The following is a 20,082-nucleotide window of genomic DNA, read 5'->3' as shown; positions in this document are numbered from 1 at the left end:
TATACATTGATCAGAATTCTTTCCAAGATAGTTTTTTTAATGAGGGATTTTCGGTTTAATTCATGGTTAAATACATATTTACAAGTACCGTCCCTGTTTTCATGACAGGAGGGAAAACAATGAAACGGATGCCTCGAATCGTAGGGATGGGTGCATGCTTGGCGGGTCTGGTTGTTCTGGCGACTGCGGGGTGCGGGCACGACAGACCAGTAAGGGACACGGCGGCAGGCGTATTGGTGAGCGCAGCGGCCGATGTCGGCGTCCCGGAGGCAATCCGAGCGGTTGAGGCGGCAGTTCCTGCCCGGACCATGCGGGGCAGTGGCCTGGCGGGGGCCATGGGGGGAGTGAACCTGAAGGCTCAATGGGCTGGGTCGTACGAGGTGCGGCTGCCAATGCCGCAGCTCAGCGACAGCCAGGCTCCGGTTTTCTACTGTTTGAACACGAAGCCGAAGACGGTTCTATGCACATGCCGAGTTCACGTGCGGAACGATGGCAACGCCTTCGTCGTTCTGAAGCTGGATGTCAGCAAGGACCAGGAAGTCACGGTCGAGTGGTCCTCTGTCGTCCTGATTGCCCCGAAGGTGATCGTGCCAGACCACGCTGTGCCGGAGACGTTCCGCGTCGCCTCCCCGTGTGTGCAGGCTGACAGCAGGCAAATCGTGGAGCTGGCAGGCAAGCTCTGGCCGGCGACAGGAACGGCGCGGGACTATGCCGCCAACATCCAGGAGTTCATTCGCCGGATGCAGCGGCGTGGGCAGCCCATGAGCCTTGATGCGGCAAGCATTCTGGAAAGCGGCCAGAACACCATCTGCACCGCCAATGCCAACCTGGCCTGCGCCCTGATGCGGGCGCGGCAGATCCCCTGCAGGTCTATCGCGACGCTTCCGACCATCTCCCGCCGCTTTGAGATGCACCGCATTTTGGAATACTTCGACCAGAACGCCTGGACCCCGTATGACCCGAGCCTGGTATATGCCGATATCCCGCTCAAACCCTGGCAGAACGTCATCATGGCCAAGACAAACATCGCCGATGAGCAGGCAGCCATGAAGCCTCGCCTAGGCTCCATGTACGGATGTCCATTCGGGCAGGAAATCGAGTTCGCTCAGCCCGGACTGAATCTGTCCGGTCAGGCTTTCTTCTGGGCCATCGCCGTTCCCCTTGCCGAGTTCGACGTGACGGACGAAGCTTCGAGATTAACGGCAGGCCTTTGGGATCAGTACGTGAAGACCGGCACCTTAAGCAAAGCACAACTGGAGGCGGCCTTAACGCGCGATCTTGGCCATTACCTGGAAGCGATCAGGACCAAATGATGCGAACAAGCGAAGGCAATTTGGGGACGGGGCTTGACTTTGTGGCTTGGAGATAAGCGGCAACAGGCGAAATCGGGATCCATGAAAATAACCGGGTCGTAAGGAGGATTGAAAAGAATGATCCACGAATTGCGCATCTATGAATGTGTGCCGGGAAAGCTGCCGGACCTGCATCGGCGTTTCGAAACATTCACCCTGAAAATCTGGCAGAGGCTCGGCATCCGCCAGGCCGGCTTCTGGACCACGCTGATCGGCGAAAGCAACCAGAACCTCTACTATCTGCTGGAGTGGCAGGACCTGGCCGAGCGGGAGCCAAGTGGAACGCCTTCGTGCAGGACCCCGAGTGGCTGAAGGCGCGCACCGAGACCGAGAAGGACGGCCAGATCGTGGCCAAGGTGACCAACTATATTCTGGCGCCCACGCCCTATTCCAGCGTGGGTTGACGGACCGCCAGGGGGACGATAAAATGAACGCAGCGAACACGGGAATCAGGAATGGCGGACAGGACGATGGGGCCGGGTGATGTGAGCATGGATTTGATTGCGGACGGGAAAACTGGTATAGAGGGTGAAACCGGAGGCCGTGATGAAGACATTCATCTCCCTGCTTGAAGGGCTGCTCCAGGCGTTCGTGGCGATCAGCGCCCTGCCCTGCGGCGTTCTGCTGATGGTCTCTCCAAGCGGCCGCGCACTTAAGATGACCCTCTCCATGCTGAAGGATTCGCCGTTTGCCAGCTTCTTCTGGCCGGGCCTCATCCTGTTTGCGGTCATCGGCGCCGGCCACGCCGCGGCAACGGCGATGAGCTTCCGCCGCCACCCCAACACCGGCCTGGCCGGCGCGGTCATGGGCCTCGGCCTGATGATCTGGATCTTTGTGCAGGTGAGCATGATCGGCGGCGGCCACTGGCTGCAGTACCTCTACTTCGCCCTAGGCGCGGCCGAGGTCTCCCTGGCCGTTTTGCTGTTGAGCTATCCGCGGACGGCAGTTGAATAGGGGAAGAATCGGGGACTTGCACCCGGTTCTTCACACAGGCTTGATTGAAGATGAAAAGTAATGGGGACGGTGCGAGGGCACTTGGCGACGGATTGCAAAAAGGAAAAATAATTTATTTAGAAAATAGCTCAGGAGAAGACGATGCCAGCCGTTTCCATTGAAACCGTTACATTCCTGCTGCGAATCGCATTTTGGGTGGGCGCCGTCACCGACGGCCTCGCCGTCATCCCCATGTTGTCTGGGCGAATCGGCGCTGCGCTGTTCGGCGGCGATGCAGCCCGCGCTAACCTGGAGTACCGTTTCGCCATGGGCATCGGCGCGGCGCTGATGGCCGGTTGGACGCTGCTCTTGCTCTGGGGGGCAGCCAGCCCGATCGTTAGGCGGGATATCCTGTTGCTGACCGTTTTCCCGGTCATCGCCGGAATCGTCCTGGCTACCGTGATCGCCGCCCGATGCGGTCTCGTTTCCGTAGCGCGCACGATTCCTCTCTGGATCCACCTTGGCGCCGTAAGCTTATTCTACATCTTGGTTTATGTGCTCTCGATCCCCTTCGCCCAAAGGGGCGCATAATAAAAGGAGAAAAAAAATGGCCTATGAAGCGGAAGGAAGAAAGATCGCCGCCGACCTTGCCGCCCAGTGCGGCCGGCTGCTCGAGGTGCGGCTGGAATCAAAGAGCCCCAGCCGGATCGTGCTGCTTTGCGAGAGGCAGGAAATAACCCTGCCGAATGAATTCATGTTCAAGTTCGGGTATTCCGGGTCGGGACCCGATTGTTTCCACGCCTTTCTCCAGGCGGCGGGTTTCCATGTCACCAAGGAACAAGTTGAAACCGCAAAGGAAGGGGACATTCTGAAGCCGTGATCGGGATGATGGGAATGAAATTTGAATTGAAGGTGCAAGATGACGGAAACTAAACTGGTTGATGTGACGGCAGCCAACATCGGGGAACATCCCCAGGCCATCTGTTTTATCAATCCCAAACACGAGCATTTCCTTCACAAGGTCGATTGGCTGAAGCAGCAATTCGAAAACGGATTGAAGATCAAGCTGCTTTACCCGGCCGGCGCAAAGCGGGCCGTGGGATTCATCGAATATGTTCCCGGCGAATACTGCTGGCGGGGGGTAAACGCGAAGGGATACATGTTCATCCACTGTCTGTGGACGACCGGCAAAACGCTTCAGCACAAGGGGATGGGGGCCTTGCTGATTCAGGCGGTCGAGGCGGAGGCGAAAGGCATGCTGGGAGTTTGCGTGCTGGCCAGCGACAAGTCGTTCATGGCCCGCAAGGACATCTTTATCAAGCAAGGTTACCAGGTCGTGGCCGAATCGGGGAATGAGCAGTTGCTGATGAAGCAATTCAAGGCCGGGTCGCCGCCCGCTTTCCGCAAGCGACGGCCCGAAAAAAACAAGGACCTGGCCATCCTCTATTCGCGGCAGTGCCCGTGGGTGGCCCGTTTTATAGAGGAGGTAAAACCCATCCTGAAAAAAACGAACTTGGCATTGGCGGTCACCGAATTGAAAACCCCGGCCGAGGCCCAAAACGCGCCATGCGCCTATGGGGTCTTCAACCTGCTTTACGACGGACGTGCCCTGGCCGATCGCTACATCTCGACGACGCGCTTCCTGAATATCCTCAAAGCGGAGGGGCTGGCCGGGAGAGGATTTCGATCATGACAGTTCAATGTCCGGAGAAATGAATGAAGCTCGAGGAACTTACATGGAAGGAAGTTGCTGAATACCTCAAGGGTGCTAGAAATGAGAAATGGGGACGCCTGACTTTGTGACTTTAGCGAGATCGTGAACAAGGAGTGAGCTATGGCATTTAATGGCGTGGTGAAGAAGCTGCAGGCGGTGATGGCATTCGTCCTGGGGATCGCTTCGCTGGTCGCGGTTTTTGTCAGCCTCTTGGCGCTGACCGATATCTACCATGGCGAGAGCGATCTTCGCCTGGAGTGGATGGCTCTGCGGATATGCTTCGCGGTGATCTTCATCTTTCAGGTTTTCGCGCTGGTTACCTTCTGGAGCATGATCCGCAGTGAAAATCCCAGGGCCGGCAAGGGGTGAACAAATGACGCGTGCGCTACGCAAAACCATCGCGGACCTTTTGACCGCACAAAAGCTGGGCATTTTGGCCACTCTGGGAACGGCATATCCTTACCAGAACATTGTGGCCTTCGCGGCCAGCGGCGATCTGAAAAATATCCTGTTCGCCACCAAGCGCTCGACCAGCAAATACAAGAACCTGAAAAGCAGGAAGCGGGTCGCCATTTTTATCGACGACCGTTCGAACCGCGAAATGGATTTCCAGCAAACCACGGGTGTCACGGCCCTCGGCGGCGCACGGGAACTGCGCGGGCGGGGCCGTGAAAAATTCGCCAAGCTTTTCCTGCGCAAGCATCCCTCTCTCCGGGAGTTCCTTTCAGCATCCGATTGCGCCCTGTTCTCCATCCAGGTCCGGGCCTATTATGCGGTCCTGCATTTTCAGGATGTCGTCGAAGTCCGAATGACGTAATTATACGGCGATGGGATCAAGTCTTGAATTACATGATGCCGTCATTTTAAGATCTGACATTTATAAGGAGTGCAAGATGAAGATTGCAGCGAATGGCAAGCGGGCCTGCTTGCGCGTATGCAAAATGGTTGGGCGCGGATTATATATCTCCTGCCTGATCGCGGCAGCGGGCGTGGCAATGCAAGCAACGGAGCCGCTGCAGCAAAAACCCATGACCATGGCCGAGATCGTGGCCGCGGCCAAGGCCGAAGACTGGCGGGCCCTCGATCCCGAGAACACCCTTTATCTGGAATTGGCCGGAGGGCGGGTGGTCATCGAGCTGGCGCCGGTCTTTGCCCCGCAGCACGCGGCCAACGTCAAGGCCTTGACCCGCGAGCGCTACTTTGATGGGCTGGCGATCATCCGCGTCCAGGACAACTACGTGGTGCAATGGGGCGATCCCGCGGCCGATGATCCGCAAAAGGCGCGCCAGATCCTTCATGCCCAAAAAAACCTGCCGGCCGAGTTCGATCGCGCCATCGATGCCAAAATTCCCTTCACCCTGCTGCCCGACGGCGACGTCTATGCCAAAGAGGTCGGTTTTTGCGACGGCTTCCCGGTGGCCCGAGACAAGGGCAGCGGCCGGATGTGGCTCACCCACGGCTACGGCATGGTCGGCGCCGGCCGCGGCAACACCAGCGACAGCGGCGGCGGCACGGAGATCTACGTGGTGATCGGCCAAGTCCCGCGCCACCTGGACCGCAATTGCACTCTGTTCGGGCGGGTGCTCCAGGGGATGGACCTGCTGTCCGTGCTGCCGCGCGCGAGCGGCCCGATGGGTTTCTATGACAGGGCGGAGCACTATGTTCCGATCAAATCGATCCGCGTCGCCGCCGACGTGCCGCCGGCCGAACGCAGCGACCTGGAGGTCATGCGCACCGATACGGACACGTTCCGGCAATTGGTCGAAGCGCGCCGCAACCGCAGCGAGGAATGGTTTCTGTTCAAGGCCGGCCGCATCGAGCTCTGCAACATCCCCGTTCCGCTGCGAAAAAAAGAAAAAAGAACCGGGAACGAAACTTAACTTCGTGACCTTATAAAATGGTATCATTGGGAGGACTGTACAAGGACGCTCGCCGAGGTCTTAAACGATGTGGGGTCGGGCTCAGGTCTCGATAATGGGTGTTGACGGTAAAAGATTTTGTGAATATTAAAATCGAAGCCTGACCCAATGGCACCGCTGAGGAAGGAATGAAACGGAACTATTTATCAGTTCTATTTGTGTTTGCTTTATTTCTGGCGGTTGCCGCCCCGGCGCAAATTCCCCTCCTGCCTCCAGGCGCCCAAACGAAATGGGTTGTGGCCGGGCCGGAGGAGATCGTCAGTTATCTGATATTCGATCCGGCGACGGTGAAGGAAAAAATCCCTTCGTTCCTGCGCTTCATTACCATCGGCGAGCTTGCCGCGGGCAACGTTTCCTGGGCAAAGGAACATCTTGAAAAATTCCCGGCCCACGCCGATTGGGGCATTTCATTTGTTGAAATTGTGCGCATGAAAACGTTTGCAATAGACGGGCGTTCGCCGCAATGGCCTGAGAACGGCGCCGCGGCGCTATGGTTCGCCCGGGGGGCCGCGTCGGACCCGGCAGGCGACCTGGGTTTGGGGAAGCCGTTCCTGGCGTTGGAGTTTTTGCTGCCCGACAGGAAATACGTCGCTTACATGCGCGGCAAAGGGCACTATGCCGGTTATGGCAATGTGAAGTTGAGCCGGGACGCGAACGGCGATTGGCTGGGCTCGATCGAGGCCAAGGGGTTGAGCGTGGCTGCCATGTGTTCTCCGGCCGGCGAGATCGACAGGTCCGGATCGGCCGGCATGCAAATGATTTTTCCGCCCGCAAATTCCGGAATAAGCGGTTTTGTTCGTATCGCTTTCACCGGGCACCAGATACAGTCATGCGCGGAAGGAGCGTCCTGGAAATTCGCTGGCGTTCACCCGATGGCCAAGGGGATGGTTCTTGGGTCCGCAAGTTTTCAATTTGGTTACGATCTGATCGGGGGCGCTTACCGCAAATGATGGAGTTGGAACCTATGAAGGAGGCCGTATGAATATAGACGCGAAATATGTGATCAAAACCGACATCAAGTTCGGGGCCCTGGAGAAGATTGACATCGAGGCCATCGAAAAGGCGTGCGACTACGACTGGTTCAACCAGACCCTGTGCCGGGTCAACGATTCGCTGGTGCGCCTGGGCATCTTGAAAGGGGAGTTCCACTGGCACCGGCATGACAAGGAAGACGAGTTCTTCTACGTTGTGGAAGGCAAGCTGCTTATCGATTTTGAAGACCGTACCGTGGAACTTGCTCCAAAGCAAGGAATCGTTGTGCCCAAGGGGGTGAAGCACCGGCCGCGCGCTCCCGAGCGCACCCTGGCGCTGATGGTCGAGGCCGCCACCGTCACCCCCACCGGCGATGGTTCGAACTGAGGGTCACGATTCATCCCTGATTCTCATTAAGGAGGGCAACGTGTTAAAAGCCAGGAGTCGGATTTTTTTATTGGTTACCTTTTTACTGTTTGCTTGGGCCTGCGCTGGCCCCTATTATTTCGACCTGCACCTTGAAAACTCTGAAAATCCCGGTTCGGTAAAACTAAATAAGGTTTTGCTGATCGAAGATGTCGAGATCAACCAAACCTACCTGGATCAAAGGATCGTCTATCGGGAATCCCCTTTCCAGGTGAAATATTACAGTTTCATGTTTTGGTCAAAATCCCCGGCTGACCTGATCGAAGATGCCGTGGTCGATTTCTGGAGAAAAAGTTCAATTTTTAAAAAAGTGAATGCTTATGGTTCCGCCGGCGATGCGGATTTGACCATGAGGATAAAGATCGATGCCATTGAAAAATATTACTGCCAAAACAACTGGTGTGCCCGGCTGGCCATGGACATTGAAATCGAGGATTCTGAAAACAAGGAAATTATTTTGACCCATGCCTTTGACCGGAAGCTGAAACTAAAAGGAAACAAGGTCAGCGATCTGCCTGAAAAAATTTCGGAAATTCTGCATGACGAGCTTCTAAAAATCGAGGCAAAACTACAAAAAGATAAAAGTTGAAAGCAACGCGGGTGAGTCTCCGGGGTCAGATCTCAACGGGCTGTTGCCCAATTAGGGTCAATAAAAGCATCGTTAATACGCTGGTCTAAACTGAAGATCAAGGGTGATTAAAGTCACCCGGCACAGATAAATGGGGGAAAAACTGGGACGGCGCAAGCATGTGTGAAAAAATGGAGAAGGGGGCCGCATGAATTCCAGCACAAAATATGTAGTCAATACAGTCACCCCCACCGGCGATGCGTGAGAACACCGGAGCATTGAAAAAATTCGTGCTTTATTTTAAAATCCTGCAAGAGTAAAAAGGAGGGATCATGAAGCTTTGTTTCTGCCGCTTCCTGATGGCTGCGGCCATCGTTGTTTTAGCCATTGTCTGGTGGCCGGCCGCCTGGGCGAAGTGGGTGATCGTCGTTGCGGGGGCTATCCTGGCCATTATGAGCCTTTTTTATCAGACCTGCTGCTGCCGGAGCATGGGTAAAACCGAAGAGGGGACCAAGAAAGCCTAAACCCGAACTCCGCTGCGCTTGAATTTGTCATCCGCCGCAGGAGGAGTTTGTCTAATTTTTTGGAATACCGACGACTGAAATCGAGACATGATCCCGGTTTTCCAGTGTAATGACAAGAAAAAGCAAGAGGTCCGGGGTTGAGTAATGAGTGATACAACGAAATTGAAATCTTTGGCCGGGGAACTGGGAGTGGATCTGTTCGGCGTGGCCGATCTCAAGCGGCTGAGAGGGCTGCCGCCGGGGATGGGGGGCGATCCGGCCGGATTGCTGGACAAGTTCCGCTACGCGATCGTCCTGGGTGCGCAGCTGAACAAGCTGGGGGCGAAGGCGAAGGGTGCCGATCTCGACGTCTTCCTGGAAAAAGCCGCACTGCAGATATCGGCTTACTTGGAGACGAAGGAAGACCGCGCCCTGATCATCCACCCGGAGGACGAGATCGACCCGGTTAAGCGCCTGGGGCTGCTATCGCTCAAGGTGCTGGCCAAGACGGCGGGGCTCGGCTGGCAGGGGCGCTCGCTGCTCATCGTGTCGCCCGAGTACGGCCCGGTCCACCGCTGGATCGCCTTGCTGACCAACCTTAAGCTCCAGCCCGGCGAACCGCTGGCGAACCAATGCGACGACTGCACCCTGTGCATCGACAAGTGTCCGCATCACGCGCTGAAATACGCCCCCTTTGCCGATCATCCCGCGCACCGGGATGATGTGCTGGACATCACGCTATGCAAAGGGGACGATTCCTGCAAGGTGTGCCTCGCCGTTTGCCCCTGGTTTAAAAGTTCCGCGGCCGGATCGTAGCCGGTTGCGACAGCAGATCGATCGCATAGAAATTTCCAATTGCCAGTTGCAATTTCATTGACAAGTCTTTAGTATCCCTTGAAGGGAAAATCGATCTTGCCGTCGGTTTTCCCATCCACAAGAATCGAAATGCAGCGGGGGTGCCATGAAAAAGAAGCTACCGTTGGTCGCGGCCGGGCTGGCGCTGTTTTTCGTCGTTCATTGCGGCAGCAGCAACAAGGCCATCAACTACAACGACCGCATCGTGGGCTATCAGAACAAGATCATCGAAAAAATGCTCGCCCTGGCCGACTCCTTCTCCCAGGCCAACCCGGCCGCCATGCAGGTGAAGCTGCTGGCGCTGAACGGGCAGATCGACGAATCGCTGGCGGTGGTCTCGCGGATGCAGGACTTCAAGGGCAACACTCGGCTGCGCGACGCGGCCGTCGCGCTCTTCGAATTTTACCGGGACATCGCCGCCGCCGAATACGCCGAGTTGGTCGACATCCTGGGCAAAGGGACGGGGAACGTCACCGACGGCGACCGCGATCGCTTGCAGGAAATCCAGAGCAATATCACCGCCCGCGAGGCGGAGTTCGACAAGGAGCTGCAGGAGGCGCAGAAGGAGTTCGCCCTGAAGTACAACATTGAAGTCACCGAAAACAAGTACCAGAAGAAGATCGACGGCATGTAAGCGGTGGGAATCCTACAGCCAGATTCCCAGCAGGACCAGGAGCGACGAACCGCTGAAGATGAGCGGGCAGAGTTTGAAAGGGAGGAAGTTCACCCTGAAGCCGGTAAAGAGCGAGATGATTGACAGGGCGTTGAGCATGGCGATGACCAGCCAATAGACCGCTCGGGCCAGCAAAGATTTGGCGTCAATGGCCGTCACCACGGCGACGAGCAAGCCGATGAAAATCAGCGCCGCCCCTTCGACGATCCACTCCATGGCGATGATGCGGCGATTGTCGGCCGAGATCTCGCCGAAGCCGCGCACCACGCCCTTGGTCGGGAACAAATGGGCGATGCCCCAGGCGAAAACAAAGAACGCGGCCGCATAAAAAAAGATTTGGTTGAGCATGGCTCCTCCCACGGGCGCCCGCAGGCGGCCCGTCCCGCACGGCATTATTTTAATTGATAAAAGGTTCGAAAAGCAACGGCATGGCGCCGGCCGAGGTTCCCCGGCAAAGGGGGCCTTGACTTATTCGAGGTTTTTTTCTATTAATGCGGATGGGTTTTTGTAAAAAAGGAGCAACGATGCCGGCTGGGGCAACCGTTCAACGCTGTCGCGCTGACGATCCGCAAGTTGATCCCAAGGCTGAGCGGCCATGAATCTGCCGATCGAGCTGTCCGGACTGGTGGTGGCGGCGCTGATCATCGCCATCAGTCTCTTCGCGTTCGCCCTGGCGGCCCTGCGCTCCGAGCGTGGCGACCGCGCGCCGTTCTGGTTCGGCGTGTACGGCTGCCTATACGGCATCCGCCTGGCCGCGAGATCGGATCTCATCCAGCCCCTGTTGCCCGGGATCTTTTGGCTCTATCTCGACGCCTTCATCAACTATGCCATCATCGCTCCCGCCGTCCTTTTCGTCGGGTCGCTGCTCGGGCCCGGATCGCGGCTCGGGTCCGGGTCGCGGCCCAGCCTGCGCCGCATCGGTCAGGCCGCGGCCGGCTATGCCCTGCTGGCCATGGCCAACGACCTCCTGCGCGGCCGGCCGGGAGCGACCATGTGGCTGAATCCGCCGGTGGTGCTGGCGGCCGGCGGCATCGTGATCGTTCACCTGCTTGTTTTTCGACGCTGGGGAAGCTGGCCGCGCGAGTTTCGCGTCGTCATTTTCAGCGGCATCCTCTTTCTCGTCGTCGCCGCCCTGGAGACCGTTCATGTCCTGGCCCGGGTGGAGCATTTCGCCATGATGCTGTTCATGGCCACGGTGGGCTATGCCGTGCTCCAGCGCATGCTCGTCACCGAGCGCCGCTTTGCGGCCGTCTCCCGCGAACTGGAGATCGCCCGCGAGATCCAGCGCTCCATCCTGCCCGCGTCCCTGCCAGAAACCCGGGGCCTGCGCGTCGCCGCCTGCTACCTGCCGATGAGCGAGGTCGGCGGCGACTTCTACGATTTCGACAGCCAGCGGCCGAAAGGCCTCGGCCTGATCGTCGCCGACGTCTCGGGCCACGGGGTGCCGGCTGCCCTGGTGGCGTCGATGGTCAAGATGGGTTTTGCCGCCGAGGCCGAGCGCCACGATCAGCCCGGGCTGGTGTTGAAGAACATCAACCGCATGCTTTGCGGCAAGTTCGCGGGCGCGTTCGTCTCGGCCAGCTGCGCCTTCATCGACCGCAATGCTCGCAAAATATACTACGCAAGCGCCGGGCACCCGGCGCCGCTGCTGCGCCGACGCGACGGCCGCATCGAGGCGCTGAGCGAGGGCGGCCTTCTGCTCGCCATCGATGCCGGCGCCGAGTACGTCACCGCCGAGGTCAGGCTGGGGCAAGGTGACCGTTTGCTCTTCTTCTCCGACGGCCTGGTCGAGGCGCGCGACAGCGGCGACGAGTTCTTCGGCAGCGAGCGCCTGGAACGGCTGCTGGCCGTCCATGCCGCCGCCGTTCCCGACCTCCTGATCGAGCAGGTCATCATTGCCTTGCGTAGCTGGGTCGGCCCGGGGGCAAGCCTCCAGGATGACGTGACGGCGGTGGTCGTCGACATCGAAGGGGAATGAATTGAGCCAGGCATGAATAGCAAGATTTTTTTTCGGGACAAAGTGGTCATCATCACCGGCGCCTCCAGCGGCATCGGCCGGGAAGCGGCGCTGTTCTTTGCGCAGCTTCAGGCAAAGGTTGTCCTTGCCGCAAGGAATCGGGAAAAACTGGCGGCAGTGCAAGAAGAAATCCGCCGGCAGGGCGGGCAGGCGTTGGCGCTTGGAACCGATGTCTGTTCGTTTGCCGACATGCAGAGGATGGCCAGGGAAACGGTTCTGAAATGGGGGAAGATCGATATCTTGATCGCCAATGCCGGCGAGTATGTTCAGGATCTTTCCCGCGGAATCGACATCGGCTCGATCGAGCGCTCCATGGCCGTGAATTTCATGGGCACCGTGCATGCCGTCAAGAGCGTTCTTCCGGAAATGCGGCGCAACCATAAAGGCCATATCGTGATCGTGAACAGCCTGGATGCCAAGAAGGGTATTGTCAACGATGGCCCCTACGTGGCCGCCAAGGCCGCGCTGGATGGGTTCGGGGACGTGCTGCGCCAGGAGCTAAAGGCCGATGGGATCAACGTCACTTCCATTTACCCGGCCCGCGTCGACACGCCGATGATGGAGAATCTAAAAGTACCCTGGATATCTCCGAAAATAGCGCCCGTGGAAGTCGTGAAGGCGATGGCCAGGGGCATAAAGAGGAACAAGGCGATCGTCGCGGTACCGGCAGCCTATTTTCTGTTGGGCCCTTTGAATATCATGTTCCCGCGCCTGGCCGACTGGGCTTACCGAATTTTAAAAATCGAAGGGGAAAAAATCGAAAAAGGGAATTAGGAACGGATTGCCCCAGGTTAAACTTTGAGTTTCGCGACGTGATACAATCAACCAATAACGATCATGAATAAAAAAATGATCATCCTGCTCACCGTCCTCATCGACGTCCTGGGCATCGGCATCATCATTCCGGTCCTGCCTTTTTACGTCAAATCCTTTGGGGCCTCCGCCTTCATCGTGACCCTGCTGTTCGCCACGTTTTCCTTCTTTTCGTTTTTCAGCGCCCCGCTGCTGGGCTCGTTGTCCGACCGCATCGGCCGCCGTCCGGTTTTGATCGTCAGCATCGCCAGCACGGCCCTGGGCTGGCTGGTTTTCGCGGCGGCGACCAACATTTACTGGCTTTTCATCGGCCGCATCATCGACGGCCTGGCGGCGGGCAATTTCCCCATCGCCCAGAGCTACCTGGTCGACATCGCCGAAAGCCCAAGGGAAAAGACGACCAACCTGGGATTGATCGGCGCCGTTTTCGGCATCGGCCTGATCGTCGGCCCGGCCCTGGGCGGCGTGCTCAGCCAGATCTCGCTCAGCCTGCCGTTCTGGTTCGTCGGCGGCCTGGCGGCCGTCAACATGGTCCTGGCTTTTTTCAAACTGCCCGAGACCAACAAGCACTGCGACCGGGAAAAGAAGATCTCCTTCAATCCCTTCCAACCCATCCGCAAAGCCTTCGCCAGCGCCAACCTCCGGCCGGGGTTCGCCGCCTGGTTTTTGTTCGGCCTGGCCCTGGCCGGGCAGCAATCGGTCCTGGCCCTTTACCGGGCCGGCGGCTTCGGTTTCAATTCTTTCCTGATCAGCCTGGTCATGGTCGGCACCGGGGTGATCCTGGTTTTCAACCAGGCCCTGTTCTTGAAAAAGGTCTGGCTGAAGCATTTCAGCGAGGAGAAGCTGATCGTCTATTTCTTTTTCGTCCTCTTTCTAGGTTTTATGTTCATGAGCGTCTTCTTCATTTTCACCCTGCTCCTGGGCCTGATCTTTTACAGTTTCGCCCAGTCGACGCTGCGGGTGGTCATGACCAGCCGGATCACCAAGAAGGGCGACCCCAGGGAACAGGGGATGATCCTGGGCGTTTTGTCGTCGGTGATGTCGCTGAGCATGATCGTCGGCCCGATCCTGGCCGGCGCCCTATTCTCCCTGGAGATGAATTTGCCCTTCGGGGCCGGGGCGATGTTTTCGCTCATGGCGTTGATCATCATTATTTGCGAGAAAAAAAGAAAGGAACTGGCCGCGGCCGAGATCAGCGACGAAGAGCTGGTCATCGCGGAACAGAAGATCGAGTTTGCCGGCTAGGTTTTTGTTGGAGGAGAAAATCGATGAGTGAAATCAAAATGGACGGCTACTGCGGGCTGTATTGCGGCGGCTGCGACATTTATCGGCTGTCGGTAAAAGCCGAGCAGACCGGGGTCAAGGCGCAATGGGCAGAGATGCCGGAGCGGTTCAGGAAGGTCATCAAGGAGGCCGACATCGTTTGCCACGGCTGCAAGTCCGACACCCTTTTCGCCGGCTGCAGGGTCTGCCCGATGATCAAATGCGCCAAAAAGAAAGGGGTGGAAAACTGCGCTTTGTGCGCCAAGTATCCCTGCTTTTACTTCACCATCATGCACATCGTCGTCCGCTGGCGCAAGCTCGACAAGAAGCTGCCGCACGTCACGGCGCGAAAGCCCAACCTGGAATTCATCCGCAAAAACGGGCTGGATGCCTTCCTCGGCGAACAGGAGCAGGCCTGGAAATGCCCGCAATGCGGCTCGCGCCTCTCCTGGTACTTGGAGCGCTGCGGCGCATGCGGCAAGGGCAATGAACGATATTACGGGAATGGCGGTTAATGCAGCGGCATGGATGCCGGATTTTTACATTATGACATATAAAAGATTCAAACAAGGAGAGTGGGCATGGAATTTCCCGAGTTGATGAAGACAAGGCAGAGCGTGCGCCAGTACCAGCCACGGCCTGTTCCCAGGGAACTGCTGGACAAGCTGGTCGAAGCCGTGCGCCTGGCGCCCTCGGCGAGCAACGCCCAGCCCTGGAAGCTGATCGTGGTCGACGACCCGGAACTGCGTACTCAAGTGGCGCGGGCCACCTTCAACGCCGCCCTCTCCTTCAACCGCTTCGCCCTGGAAGCGCCGGTGATCGTTGTCCTGGTGACCGAGAAACCGGGTCTTGTCACCCAAGTCGGCGCCTTGCTCAAGCAGCGCCAGTTTTCCCTGATCGACATCGGCATCGCCGTTGCCCACTTTTGCCTGCAGGCAACGGAGCTTGGCCTGGGCACGTGCATCCTGGGCTGGTTCGACGAAAAGAAGATCAAGCGCCTGCTGAGCATCCCGGCCGGAAGGAGGATCGGCCTCCTGGTCACGCTGGGCTACGCCGCCGAAGGCTACCCGCTGCGGGAAAAAACGCGCAAGGCCTCCGGCCTCATGAGCGCTTTCAATACCTATTAAGCGCGGCCCATTGACGGCCATGGAGGATGATACATGGAATTCTACGAAGCGGTGAAGAAACGACGGACGGTGCGCGAGTTCAACGCCGACCCGGTGCCGGAGGAGGCCATCCAACGGGCGCTGGCAGCGGGGCTACGGGCGCCGTGCAACGCCCATTTGAAGAGCTGGCAGTTTATCCTGCTGAGCGACAAGGAGAGGAAGGCCAAAGCGGTGAGCGGGGGGTTGCAGGCGCGGGATATGAAGGACAAGGAGGAGATCGAGCGCTTCGTCGCCCAGTTCGACGACGAGGAGCTTAAAAAAGTTTACCGGAGCTCGCTGCCGTTGCAGATGACGATGATGCTTCAGGCCCGCCAGGTGTTGGTGGTCTGCTACAAGATGAAGCCGCTCGTCTCGTGCCGCACCCTGTTCGAGCTGAACCCGCTGGCCTCGGCCTGGATGTGCATCGAGAACATCATGCTGGCCCTGGCGGCCGAGGGGCTTTTCGGCTGCACCTACACCCCCTACGAATCGACCGGGCTGAAGGAATTCCTCGGCGTGCCCGTGGGCTACGAGATCGCCGCCGTCATCCCCTTCGGCTACCCGAAAGATCCCCCCGGGGAGAACAAGGCCGAGGACCTTAAGGCGCGGCTGCACGTCGACGGCTGGGGATAAAGCACGAGAGCGGTTTGAAGATTTTGCTGCTATAATTGGAAATTGGATAACGGAGAGTGCCAATGAAAACGATAGGGCTTTTGGGGGGCATCACTTCCGAATCGTCGCTGCTGTACTATAAGCTGATTAACGAGATGACCAGGGAAAAACTCGGCGGCCATCACGCGGCCAAGAGCGTCATGGTCTCGGTCGATTTCGCCGAGATCCAGCCGCTGACCGAGCGCGGCGACTGGGACGGGGTGCTGGCCATCCTGCTTGAGGCCGCCAAGGGGATCGAGCGCGGTGGCGCCGACCTTCTGCTGCTATGCGCCAACACGGTCCACAAGCTCGCCGATGAAATCGGCCGCAAGATCAAGATCCCGATCGTACACATCGTCGACGAGACCGCCGCGGAGATCAGGAAGGCGGGCTTCAGCAGGGTCGGGCTGCTGGGGACGCGCTTCACCATGGAAGAGGACTTTTTCAAGGGCCGGCTGCGCGAAAAATACGGCATCGAGGCGCTGGTGCCGGTCAAGGAGGAGCGCGAGCAAGTCCATCGCATCATCATCGACGAGTTGGCCCTGGGGGTCATCAAGCCGGAGTCCAGGGAGGCAGTCAACAAGATCATGGACGGTCTGATCGCCGCAGGCGCCCAGGCCATCATCCTCGGCTGCACCGAATTGCCGCTGCTGATCAGCCGCGGCCAGGGCCGCCTTCCCCTCTTCGACACCACCTTGATCCATGCCCGGGCGGGCGTTGATCGCGCTCTGGGTGCTCAATTCTAATGAACCCGGGGACGAAAGGCGAGCAGGGAAATGCTTTTTGATTCCGCCGACAGGGAAATAAAACGGCAAAATGGATTCAAAAGATTTTGAAAAAATAAAGATACGAAAAATAACGCACCCGGAAGAAGCGACGGCATGCGCGCGGATGATGGCCGAATCCGAGCCGTGGATCACCCTGCGCCGTAACTATGAGACTCTCTTCGGGATCGTCTCCAACCCGGAGCGGGAAATATACGTGGCCATACATGGCGGCAAGGAAGTCGCGGGTTTCATCATGCTTTGCATGCAGGGAGCGTTCATCGGCTACATCCAGTCGATCTGCATCGCCCCGGGCTGGAGAAACAGGGGGTTGGGCAGCCGGCTGATTGCTTTTGCCGAGGAACGCATCTTCAGGGAAGCGCCCAATGTTTTTATCTGCGTGTCGTCCTTCAATCCGAACGCCAGGAGGCTCTATGAGCGCCTCGGCTATGAAGTGATCGGCGAATTGAAGGATTACATTGTTTCAGGGCATTCCGAGATCCTTCTGCGCAAGTCCGTCGCTCCCTTGGCGGGATTCAAAAAGATGCCGTAAAAATCGAAGCATCGTTGATTTTTTTATGGATTTTGCCGACAATGAAGCGGCAGAATACGCTCATGAACCGCTATCTCCTACTTTATTTTTGCGTGCTGCTATTCATGCCCATAATCGACACAACGCTGATCCGGGCCCGGCGCCGCGTTGCCGCGCCCGGCCGCGTCATCGAGCGCCGCTCCCTTTTCGTCCTCTGGCTTTGCATCGGCAGCGGCATGGGGATCGCCGCCGGCCTCAAGAAGATCACGGCGGCACGGATCGGGCTGGCGTCCCCCGTCATCGCCGTCGCGGCCGTCGCCCTGATGCTGGCGGGGATGATTGTGCGCTGGGCAACGATGCTCAAGCTGGGTGGCTATTTCACCCCCCATGTCGAGGTCGGCGGCGGGCAGGCGCTGGTTACGGACGGCGTTTTCCGCTTCGTCCGCCACCCGGCCTATGCCGGCATCCTCCTGGTCTGCGCCGGCATCGGCTTGACATTCGAGAACTGGCTTAGCCTGGCGGCAGCCATGGCCTTCGCCGGCACCGGGGTGGCCAACCGGGTGCGCATCGAGGAGGCGGCGCTGCGCGGGCACTTCGGCCCGGCTTACGAAGAGTATGCCCGGCACACGAAGCGCTTTCTGCCTTTTATCCTATGATGAAAACATCGGCATTGCCGGCATTTCAGCGATCACCGGCACGTGCTTGGGGGCAACAATGAAGCATGATGGTTATTTCAAATTAAAAAATATTTTTCAGGGGAAAAACGTTCTCCTGGTTTTGCTCGCTTCGGTCAAGCTTCTGGTCCACTTGGCGACCAACCTGTTCGGCGGTTACGGCTTCTTTCGCGATGAATTTTATTACCTTGCCTGCAGCAAGCATATGGCCTGGGGTTACGTCGACCAGCCACCCTTCTCCATCGCCGCGCTGTGGCTCAACCGCCACCTCTTCGGCGACTCGCTTTTCGCCCTGCGCCTCCTCCCAGCCGTCGCCGGCGCCGCGACCGTCTTCCTCGCCGGCCTGATCGCGCGGGAACTGGGGGGGGAAAGGTTTGCCCAGGCCCTGGCCGCCTGCTCGGTCATTACCGCCCCGCTCCTGCTTGGGATGAATTCGTTTTTTTCAATGAACTCCTTCGACATCCTTTTCTGGACGCTGGCGTTATACCTGGTTGCAGTTATCACGGAAAACGAAGCCCCGAAATACTGGCTTCTCCTGGGCCTCGTACTCGGCCTTGGGCTGCTGAACAAGATCAGCGTCCTCTGGCTGGGCGCGGGCCTTTTCGTCGGGCTGCTCCTCGCCACGCACCGCAAGCTGCTGCTGATGAAAAAAGCCTGGATCGCTGCCGGTATCGCCTTCATGCTTTTCCTGCCGCATGTCATCTGGCAGGTTGTCAACCATTTTCCGACCCTGGAGTTCATCCGCAACGCCTCGGCTGAAAAATACGCCGCGGTCTCCCCTCTGGCGATGTTCAAGGAGCAGATCATGAACATGAACCAGTTGACGTTCCTTTTCTGGCTCCCGGGTATGGTTTATTTCCTGGTCGCGAACCCGGCAAAACGCTTCCGCATTTTCCCCATCATCTACCTCGCGGTGTTTTGCATCCTTGCCGTCAACGGCAGTAGCAAGTCGGAATACCTCGGGCCGTTGTTCCCGATGCTCTTCGCCCTGGGGGCGGTCGCTTTTGAAAAATTCATTCTTAAGGTCAAGTGGCACCGGCTCAAGCCCGTCTTTCTCCTGCTGCTGCTCCTCAGCGGCGTCGCCCTCGCCCCCTTCGCCATCGGCGTCCTCTCGGTCGAGCGCTATATCGCTTACGCGCAGGCGTTGGGCAACGTGCCCTCCACCCCGGAAAAAAAAGAGCTGGCCAAGCTTCCCCAGTTTTATGCCGACAGGTTCGGCTGGGAAAAGATGGTGGCGGCCGTCGCTGGCGCCTACGGCACGCTGACTGCCGAAGAGAAGGCGACATGCGCCATCGTGGCCAACAACTACGGGGAGGCCGGGGCCATCGATTTTTTCGGCTCGAAATACGGACTCCCCAAGGCGATCTGTGGCCACAACAACTACTGGCTCTGGGGGGCCCGCGGCGCGAGCGGCGAGGTGGTCATCCGGTTGGGCGGTTCGCTCGACGCGATGATGGAATCGTACCGCGAGGTGGTGCGAGCGGGCATGTTCCATGACGACTACTGCATGCCCTTTGAAAACGACATGGTGGTCTGGATCCTCAAGGAGCGGCTGCGGCCGCTGCAGGATGATTGGGCCGAGTTCAAGCACTTCGAGTGAGGCCGGGAAGGGCCGGTAAAAACAAAGCTGGAAATTCCTTCCCTTTACCGCTATAATTTTACCGGACAGTTGAGGAGAAAAACATGGCCTACAAGGATATCCTTAAAAATTCGATCAAGACGTTCGAAGACCTGGAAAAATGGCTGACCGCCCAGAAGGCGCGGGTCGATCCCCGGCTGCGCGAGGTCATCGCCAAGTATCCCATGCGGGTGAACACCTATTACCTCGGCCTGATCGAGAAGATGAACGACGGCATCTGGAAGCAGGCCATACCCGACGTCGAGGAGCTCGAGCACTACATGGACCTGACCGCCGACCCGCTGGACGAGGAGGGCGACATCCCGCTCGGCGGCCCGCGCACGATCATTCACCGCTATCCCGACCGCGTCCTGCTCTTTGTGTCGAACGAATGCGCCATGTACTGCCGCTTCTGCACCCGCAAGCGCAAGGTGGGCGACGAAGTGAAGAACCCGTCCATGGACGAGATCAACAAGGGCATCGAGTACATCGCCAGCCACGAGGACATCCGCGACGTGCTGATCTCCGGCGGCGACCCGTTCCTGCTGGGCACTAAGAAGCTCGACGAGATCCTGGGCAAGGTGCGGCAGATCCCGCACATCGACCTCTTCCGCATCGGCACCCGTGTGCCCTGCGTCTGGCCGCAGAAGATCATCGAGGACACGGAGTTCGTCGAGATGCTGCGCAAGC

At 58.3% G+C, this 20,082-nt stretch carries 26 protein-coding genes and 1 pseudogene; 26 read left to right on the top strand and 1 reads right to left on the bottom strand.

What is annotated here, in order from left to right; genetic code table 11:
* Positions 1-335: 335 nt before the first annotated feature.
* From NTW95_01440 to NTW95_01370, 15 genes and pseudogenes are all read left to right on the top strand, one after another.
* Positions 336-1,313 carry a transglutaminase-like domain-containing protein gene (locus tag NTW95_01440; protein ID MCX6556091.1) on the top strand — a complete coding sequence of 326 codons (978 nt, stop codon included), beginning with the start codon at positions 336-338 and terminating at the stop codon, positions 1,311-1,313.
* A gap of 117 nt (positions 1,314-1,430) precedes the next feature.
* A pseudogene (locus NTW95_01435) lies at positions 1,431-1,756 on the top strand (NIPSNAP family protein).
* A 142-nt stretch (positions 1,757-1,898) separates the two neighbouring features.
* Entirely contained in the window at positions 1,899-2,306 is a 408-nt protein-coding gene (locus tag NTW95_01430; GenBank protein MCX6556090.1) for a hypothetical protein, read from the top strand.
* 141 nt (positions 2,307-2,447) lie between these two features.
* Positions 2,448-2,876: a hypothetical protein gene (locus NTW95_01425; GenBank protein ID MCX6556089.1), complete on the top strand. Its 429-nt coding sequence runs from the start codon at positions 2,448-2,450 to the stop codon at positions 2,874-2,876.
* Between the two features lie 16 nt (positions 2,877-2,892).
* On the top strand, positions 2,893-3,165 hold the full coding sequence (locus NTW95_01420) for a hypothetical protein (GenBank protein MCX6556088.1): 273 nt from the start codon (positions 2,893-2,895) through the stop codon (positions 3,163-3,165).
* Positions 3,166-3,204: 39 nt separating this feature from the next.
* The gene (locus NTW95_01415) at positions 3,205-3,978 is read left to right on the top strand and encodes a hypothetical protein (GenBank protein ID MCX6556087.1); all 774 of its coding nucleotides are present in this window, start codon (positions 3,205-3,207) and stop codon (positions 3,976-3,978) included.
* A gap of 141 nt (positions 3,979-4,119) precedes the next feature.
* Entirely contained in the window at positions 4,120-4,368 is a 249-nt protein-coding gene (locus NTW95_01410) for a hypothetical protein (protein ID MCX6556086.1), read from the top strand.
* Between the two features lie 4 nt (positions 4,369-4,372).
* Positions 4,373-4,816 carry a pyridoxamine 5'-phosphate oxidase family protein gene (locus NTW95_01405; GenBank protein ID MCX6556085.1) on the top strand — a complete coding sequence of 148 codons (444 nt, stop codon included), beginning with the start codon at positions 4,373-4,375 and terminating at the stop codon, positions 4,814-4,816.
* 76 nt (positions 4,817-4,892) lie between these two features.
* Complete coding sequence (locus NTW95_01400; protein MCX6556084.1) at positions 4,893-5,879, top strand: peptidylprolyl isomerase; 987 nt, start codon at positions 4,893-4,895, stop codon at positions 5,877-5,879.
* Positions 5,880-6,076: 197 nt separating this feature from the next.
* Positions 6,077-6,868, top strand: coding sequence for a hypothetical protein (locus NTW95_01395; protein ID MCX6556083.1), 792 nt, complete (start codon positions 6,077-6,079; stop codon positions 6,866-6,868).
* Positions 6,869-6,896: 28 nt separating this feature from the next.
* Positions 6,897-7,277 carry a cupin domain-containing protein gene (locus tag NTW95_01390; protein ID MCX6556082.1) on the top strand — a complete coding sequence of 127 codons (381 nt, stop codon included), beginning with the start codon at positions 6,897-6,899 and terminating at the stop codon, positions 7,275-7,277.
* Between the two features lie 40 nt (positions 7,278-7,317).
* Entirely contained in the window at positions 7,318-7,905 is a 588-nt protein-coding gene (locus tag NTW95_01385; GenBank protein MCX6556081.1) for an ABC-type transport auxiliary lipoprotein family protein, read from the top strand.
* 311 nt (positions 7,906-8,216) lie between these two features.
* Entirely contained in the window at positions 8,217-8,408 is a 192-nt protein-coding gene (locus tag NTW95_01380) for a hypothetical protein (GenBank protein MCX6556080.1), read from the top strand.
* Between the two features lie 144 nt (positions 8,409-8,552).
* A complete protein-coding gene (locus tag NTW95_01375; protein MCX6556079.1) occupies positions 8,553-9,203 on the top strand; it encodes a 4Fe-4S dicluster domain-containing protein in 651 nt (216 codons plus the stop codon).
* A gap of 145 nt (positions 9,204-9,348) precedes the next feature.
* On the top strand, positions 9,349-9,876 hold the full coding sequence (locus NTW95_01370; protein ID MCX6556078.1) for a hypothetical protein: 528 nt from the start codon (positions 9,349-9,351) through the stop codon (positions 9,874-9,876).
* Positions 9,877-9,888: 12 nt separating this feature from the next.
* Here the strand turns inward: NTW95_01370 and NTW95_01365 are convergent, their stop codons facing one another.
* A complete protein-coding gene (locus tag NTW95_01365) occupies positions 9,889-10,263 on the bottom strand; it encodes a hypothetical protein (protein ID MCX6556077.1) in 375 nt (124 codons plus the stop codon).
* Between the two features lie 247 nt (positions 10,264-10,510).
* Here NTW95_01365 and NTW95_01360 point away from each other — a divergent pair, with 247 nt between their 5' ends.
* The 11 genes from NTW95_01360 to NTW95_01310 all read left to right on the top strand — a co-directional run.
* Positions 10,511-11,893 carry a SpoIIE family protein phosphatase gene (locus NTW95_01360; protein MCX6556076.1) on the top strand — a complete coding sequence of 461 codons (1,383 nt, stop codon included), beginning with the start codon at positions 10,511-10,513 and terminating at the stop codon, positions 11,891-11,893.
* 12 nt (positions 11,894-11,905) lie between these two features.
* The gene (locus NTW95_01355) at positions 11,906-12,706 is read left to right on the top strand and encodes an SDR family NAD(P)-dependent oxidoreductase (protein ID MCX6556075.1); all 801 of its coding nucleotides are present in this window, start codon (positions 11,906-11,908) and stop codon (positions 12,704-12,706) included.
* 63 nt (positions 12,707-12,769) lie between these two features.
* A complete protein-coding gene (locus tag NTW95_01350; GenBank protein MCX6556074.1) occupies positions 12,770-13,990 on the top strand; it encodes an MFS transporter in 1,221 nt (406 codons plus the stop codon).
* Positions 13,991-14,013: 23 nt separating this feature from the next.
* The gene (locus NTW95_01345) at positions 14,014-14,523 is read left to right on the top strand and encodes a DUF3795 domain-containing protein (protein ID MCX6556073.1); all 510 of its coding nucleotides are present in this window, start codon (positions 14,014-14,016) and stop codon (positions 14,521-14,523) included.
* Between the two features lie 66 nt (positions 14,524-14,589).
* Entirely contained in the window at positions 14,590-15,135 is a 546-nt protein-coding gene (locus NTW95_01340; protein MCX6556072.1) for a nitroreductase family protein, read from the top strand.
* Between the two features lie 33 nt (positions 15,136-15,168).
* Positions 15,169-15,786, top strand: coding sequence for a nitroreductase family protein (locus tag NTW95_01335; protein ID MCX6556071.1), 618 nt, complete (start codon positions 15,169-15,171; stop codon positions 15,784-15,786).
* Between the two features lie 62 nt (positions 15,787-15,848).
* A complete protein-coding gene (locus NTW95_01330) occupies positions 15,849-16,550 on the top strand; it encodes an aspartate/glutamate racemase family protein (protein MCX6556070.1) in 702 nt (233 codons plus the stop codon).
* Between the two features lie 70 nt (positions 16,551-16,620).
* The gene (locus NTW95_01325; GenBank protein ID MCX6556069.1) at positions 16,621-17,121 is read left to right on the top strand and encodes an N-acetyltransferase; all 501 of its coding nucleotides are present in this window, start codon (positions 16,621-16,623) and stop codon (positions 17,119-17,121) included.
* Between the two features lie 62 nt (positions 17,122-17,183).
* Positions 17,184-17,756, top strand: coding sequence for an isoprenylcysteine carboxylmethyltransferase family protein (locus NTW95_01320; protein MCX6556068.1), 573 nt, complete (start codon positions 17,184-17,186; stop codon positions 17,754-17,756).
* A gap of 58 nt (positions 17,757-17,814) precedes the next feature.
* Positions 17,815-19,374, top strand: a complete 1,560-nt coding sequence (locus NTW95_01315; GenBank protein MCX6556067.1) for a glycosyltransferase family 39 protein — start codon at positions 17,815-17,817, stop codon at positions 19,372-19,374.
* 83 nt (positions 19,375-19,457) lie between these two features.
* Positions 19,458-20,082: radical SAM protein (locus tag NTW95_01310; protein MCX6556066.1), on the top strand; the 625-nt coding region annotated here is incomplete at its 3' end.

It is taken from the genome of Candidatus Aminicenantes bacterium (assembly GCA_026393795.1).
Lineage (GTDB): Bacteria > Acidobacteriota > Aminicenantia > UBA2199 > UBA2199 > UBA2199.
The sequence above is the reverse complement of the archived record's forward strand: the minus strand, read 5'-3'. Positions and strand labels throughout refer to the sequence as shown.

Bases quoted from the DNA above. Each gene is read 5' to 3' on its own strand.
- NTW95_01440 (MCX6556091.1), top strand. From the start codon at position 336: ATGGGGGGAGTGAACCTGAAGGCTCAATGGGCTGGGTCGTACGAGGTG.
- NTW95_01430 (MCX6556090.1), top strand. From the start codon at position 1,899: ATGAAGACATTCATCTCCCTGCTTGAAGGGCTGCTCCAGGCGTTCGTG.
- NTW95_01425 (MCX6556089.1), top strand. From the start codon at position 2,448: ATGCCAGCCGTTTCCATTGAAACCGTTACATTCCTGCTGCGAATCGCA.
- NTW95_01420 (MCX6556088.1), top strand. From the start codon at position 2,893: ATGGCCTATGAAGCGGAAGGAAGAAAGATCGCCGCCGACCTTGCCGCC.
- NTW95_01415 (MCX6556087.1), top strand. From the start codon at position 3,205: ATGACGGAAACTAAACTGGTTGATGTGACGGCAGCCAACATCGGGGAA.
- NTW95_01410 (MCX6556086.1), top strand. From the start codon at position 4,120: ATGGCATTTAATGGCGTGGTGAAGAAGCTGCAGGCGGTGATGGCATTC.
- NTW95_01405 (MCX6556085.1), top strand. From the start codon at position 4,373: ATGACGCGTGCGCTACGCAAAACCATCGCGGACCTTTTGACCGCACAA.
- NTW95_01400 (MCX6556084.1), top strand. From the start codon at position 4,893: ATGAAGATTGCAGCGAATGGCAAGCGGGCCTGCTTGCGCGTATGCAAA.
- NTW95_01390 (MCX6556082.1), top strand. From the start codon at position 6,897: ATGAATATAGACGCGAAATATGTGATCAAAACCGACATCAAGTTCGGG.
- NTW95_01380 (MCX6556080.1), top strand. From the start codon at position 8,217: ATGAAGCTTTGTTTCTGCCGCTTCCTGATGGCTGCGGCCATCGTTGTT.
- NTW95_01375 (MCX6556079.1), top strand. From the start codon at position 8,553: ATGAGTGATACAACGAAATTGAAATCTTTGGCCGGGGAACTGGGAGTG.
- NTW95_01370 (MCX6556078.1), top strand. From the start codon at position 9,349: ATGAAAAAGAAGCTACCGTTGGTCGCGGCCGGGCTGGCGCTGTTTTTC.
- NTW95_01365 (MCX6556077.1), bottom strand. From the start codon at position 10,263: ATGCTCAACCAAATCTTTTTTTATGCGGCCGCGTTCTTTGTTTTCGCC.
- NTW95_01360 (MCX6556076.1), top strand. From the start codon at position 10,511: ATGAATCTGCCGATCGAGCTGTCCGGACTGGTGGTGGCGGCGCTGATC.
- NTW95_01355 (MCX6556075.1), top strand. From the start codon at position 11,906: ATGAATAGCAAGATTTTTTTTCGGGACAAAGTGGTCATCATCACCGGC.
- NTW95_01350 (MCX6556074.1), top strand. From the start codon at position 12,770: ATGAATAAAAAAATGATCATCCTGCTCACCGTCCTCATCGACGTCCTG.
- NTW95_01345 (MCX6556073.1), top strand. From the start codon at position 14,014: ATGAGTGAAATCAAAATGGACGGCTACTGCGGGCTGTATTGCGGCGGC.
- NTW95_01340 (MCX6556072.1), top strand. From the start codon at position 14,590: ATGGAATTTCCCGAGTTGATGAAGACAAGGCAGAGCGTGCGCCAGTAC.
- NTW95_01335 (MCX6556071.1), top strand. From the start codon at position 15,169: ATGGAATTCTACGAAGCGGTGAAGAAACGACGGACGGTGCGCGAGTTC.
- NTW95_01330 (MCX6556070.1), top strand. From the start codon at position 15,849: ATGAAAACGATAGGGCTTTTGGGGGGCATCACTTCCGAATCGTCGCTG.
- NTW95_01325 (MCX6556069.1), top strand. From the start codon at position 16,621: ATGGATTCAAAAGATTTTGAAAAAATAAAGATACGAAAAATAACGCAC.
- NTW95_01320 (MCX6556068.1), top strand. From the start codon at position 17,184: ATGAACCGCTATCTCCTACTTTATTTTTGCGTGCTGCTATTCATGCCC.
- NTW95_01315 (MCX6556067.1), top strand. From the start codon at position 17,815: ATGAAGCATGATGGTTATTTCAAATTAAAAAATATTTTTCAGGGGAAA.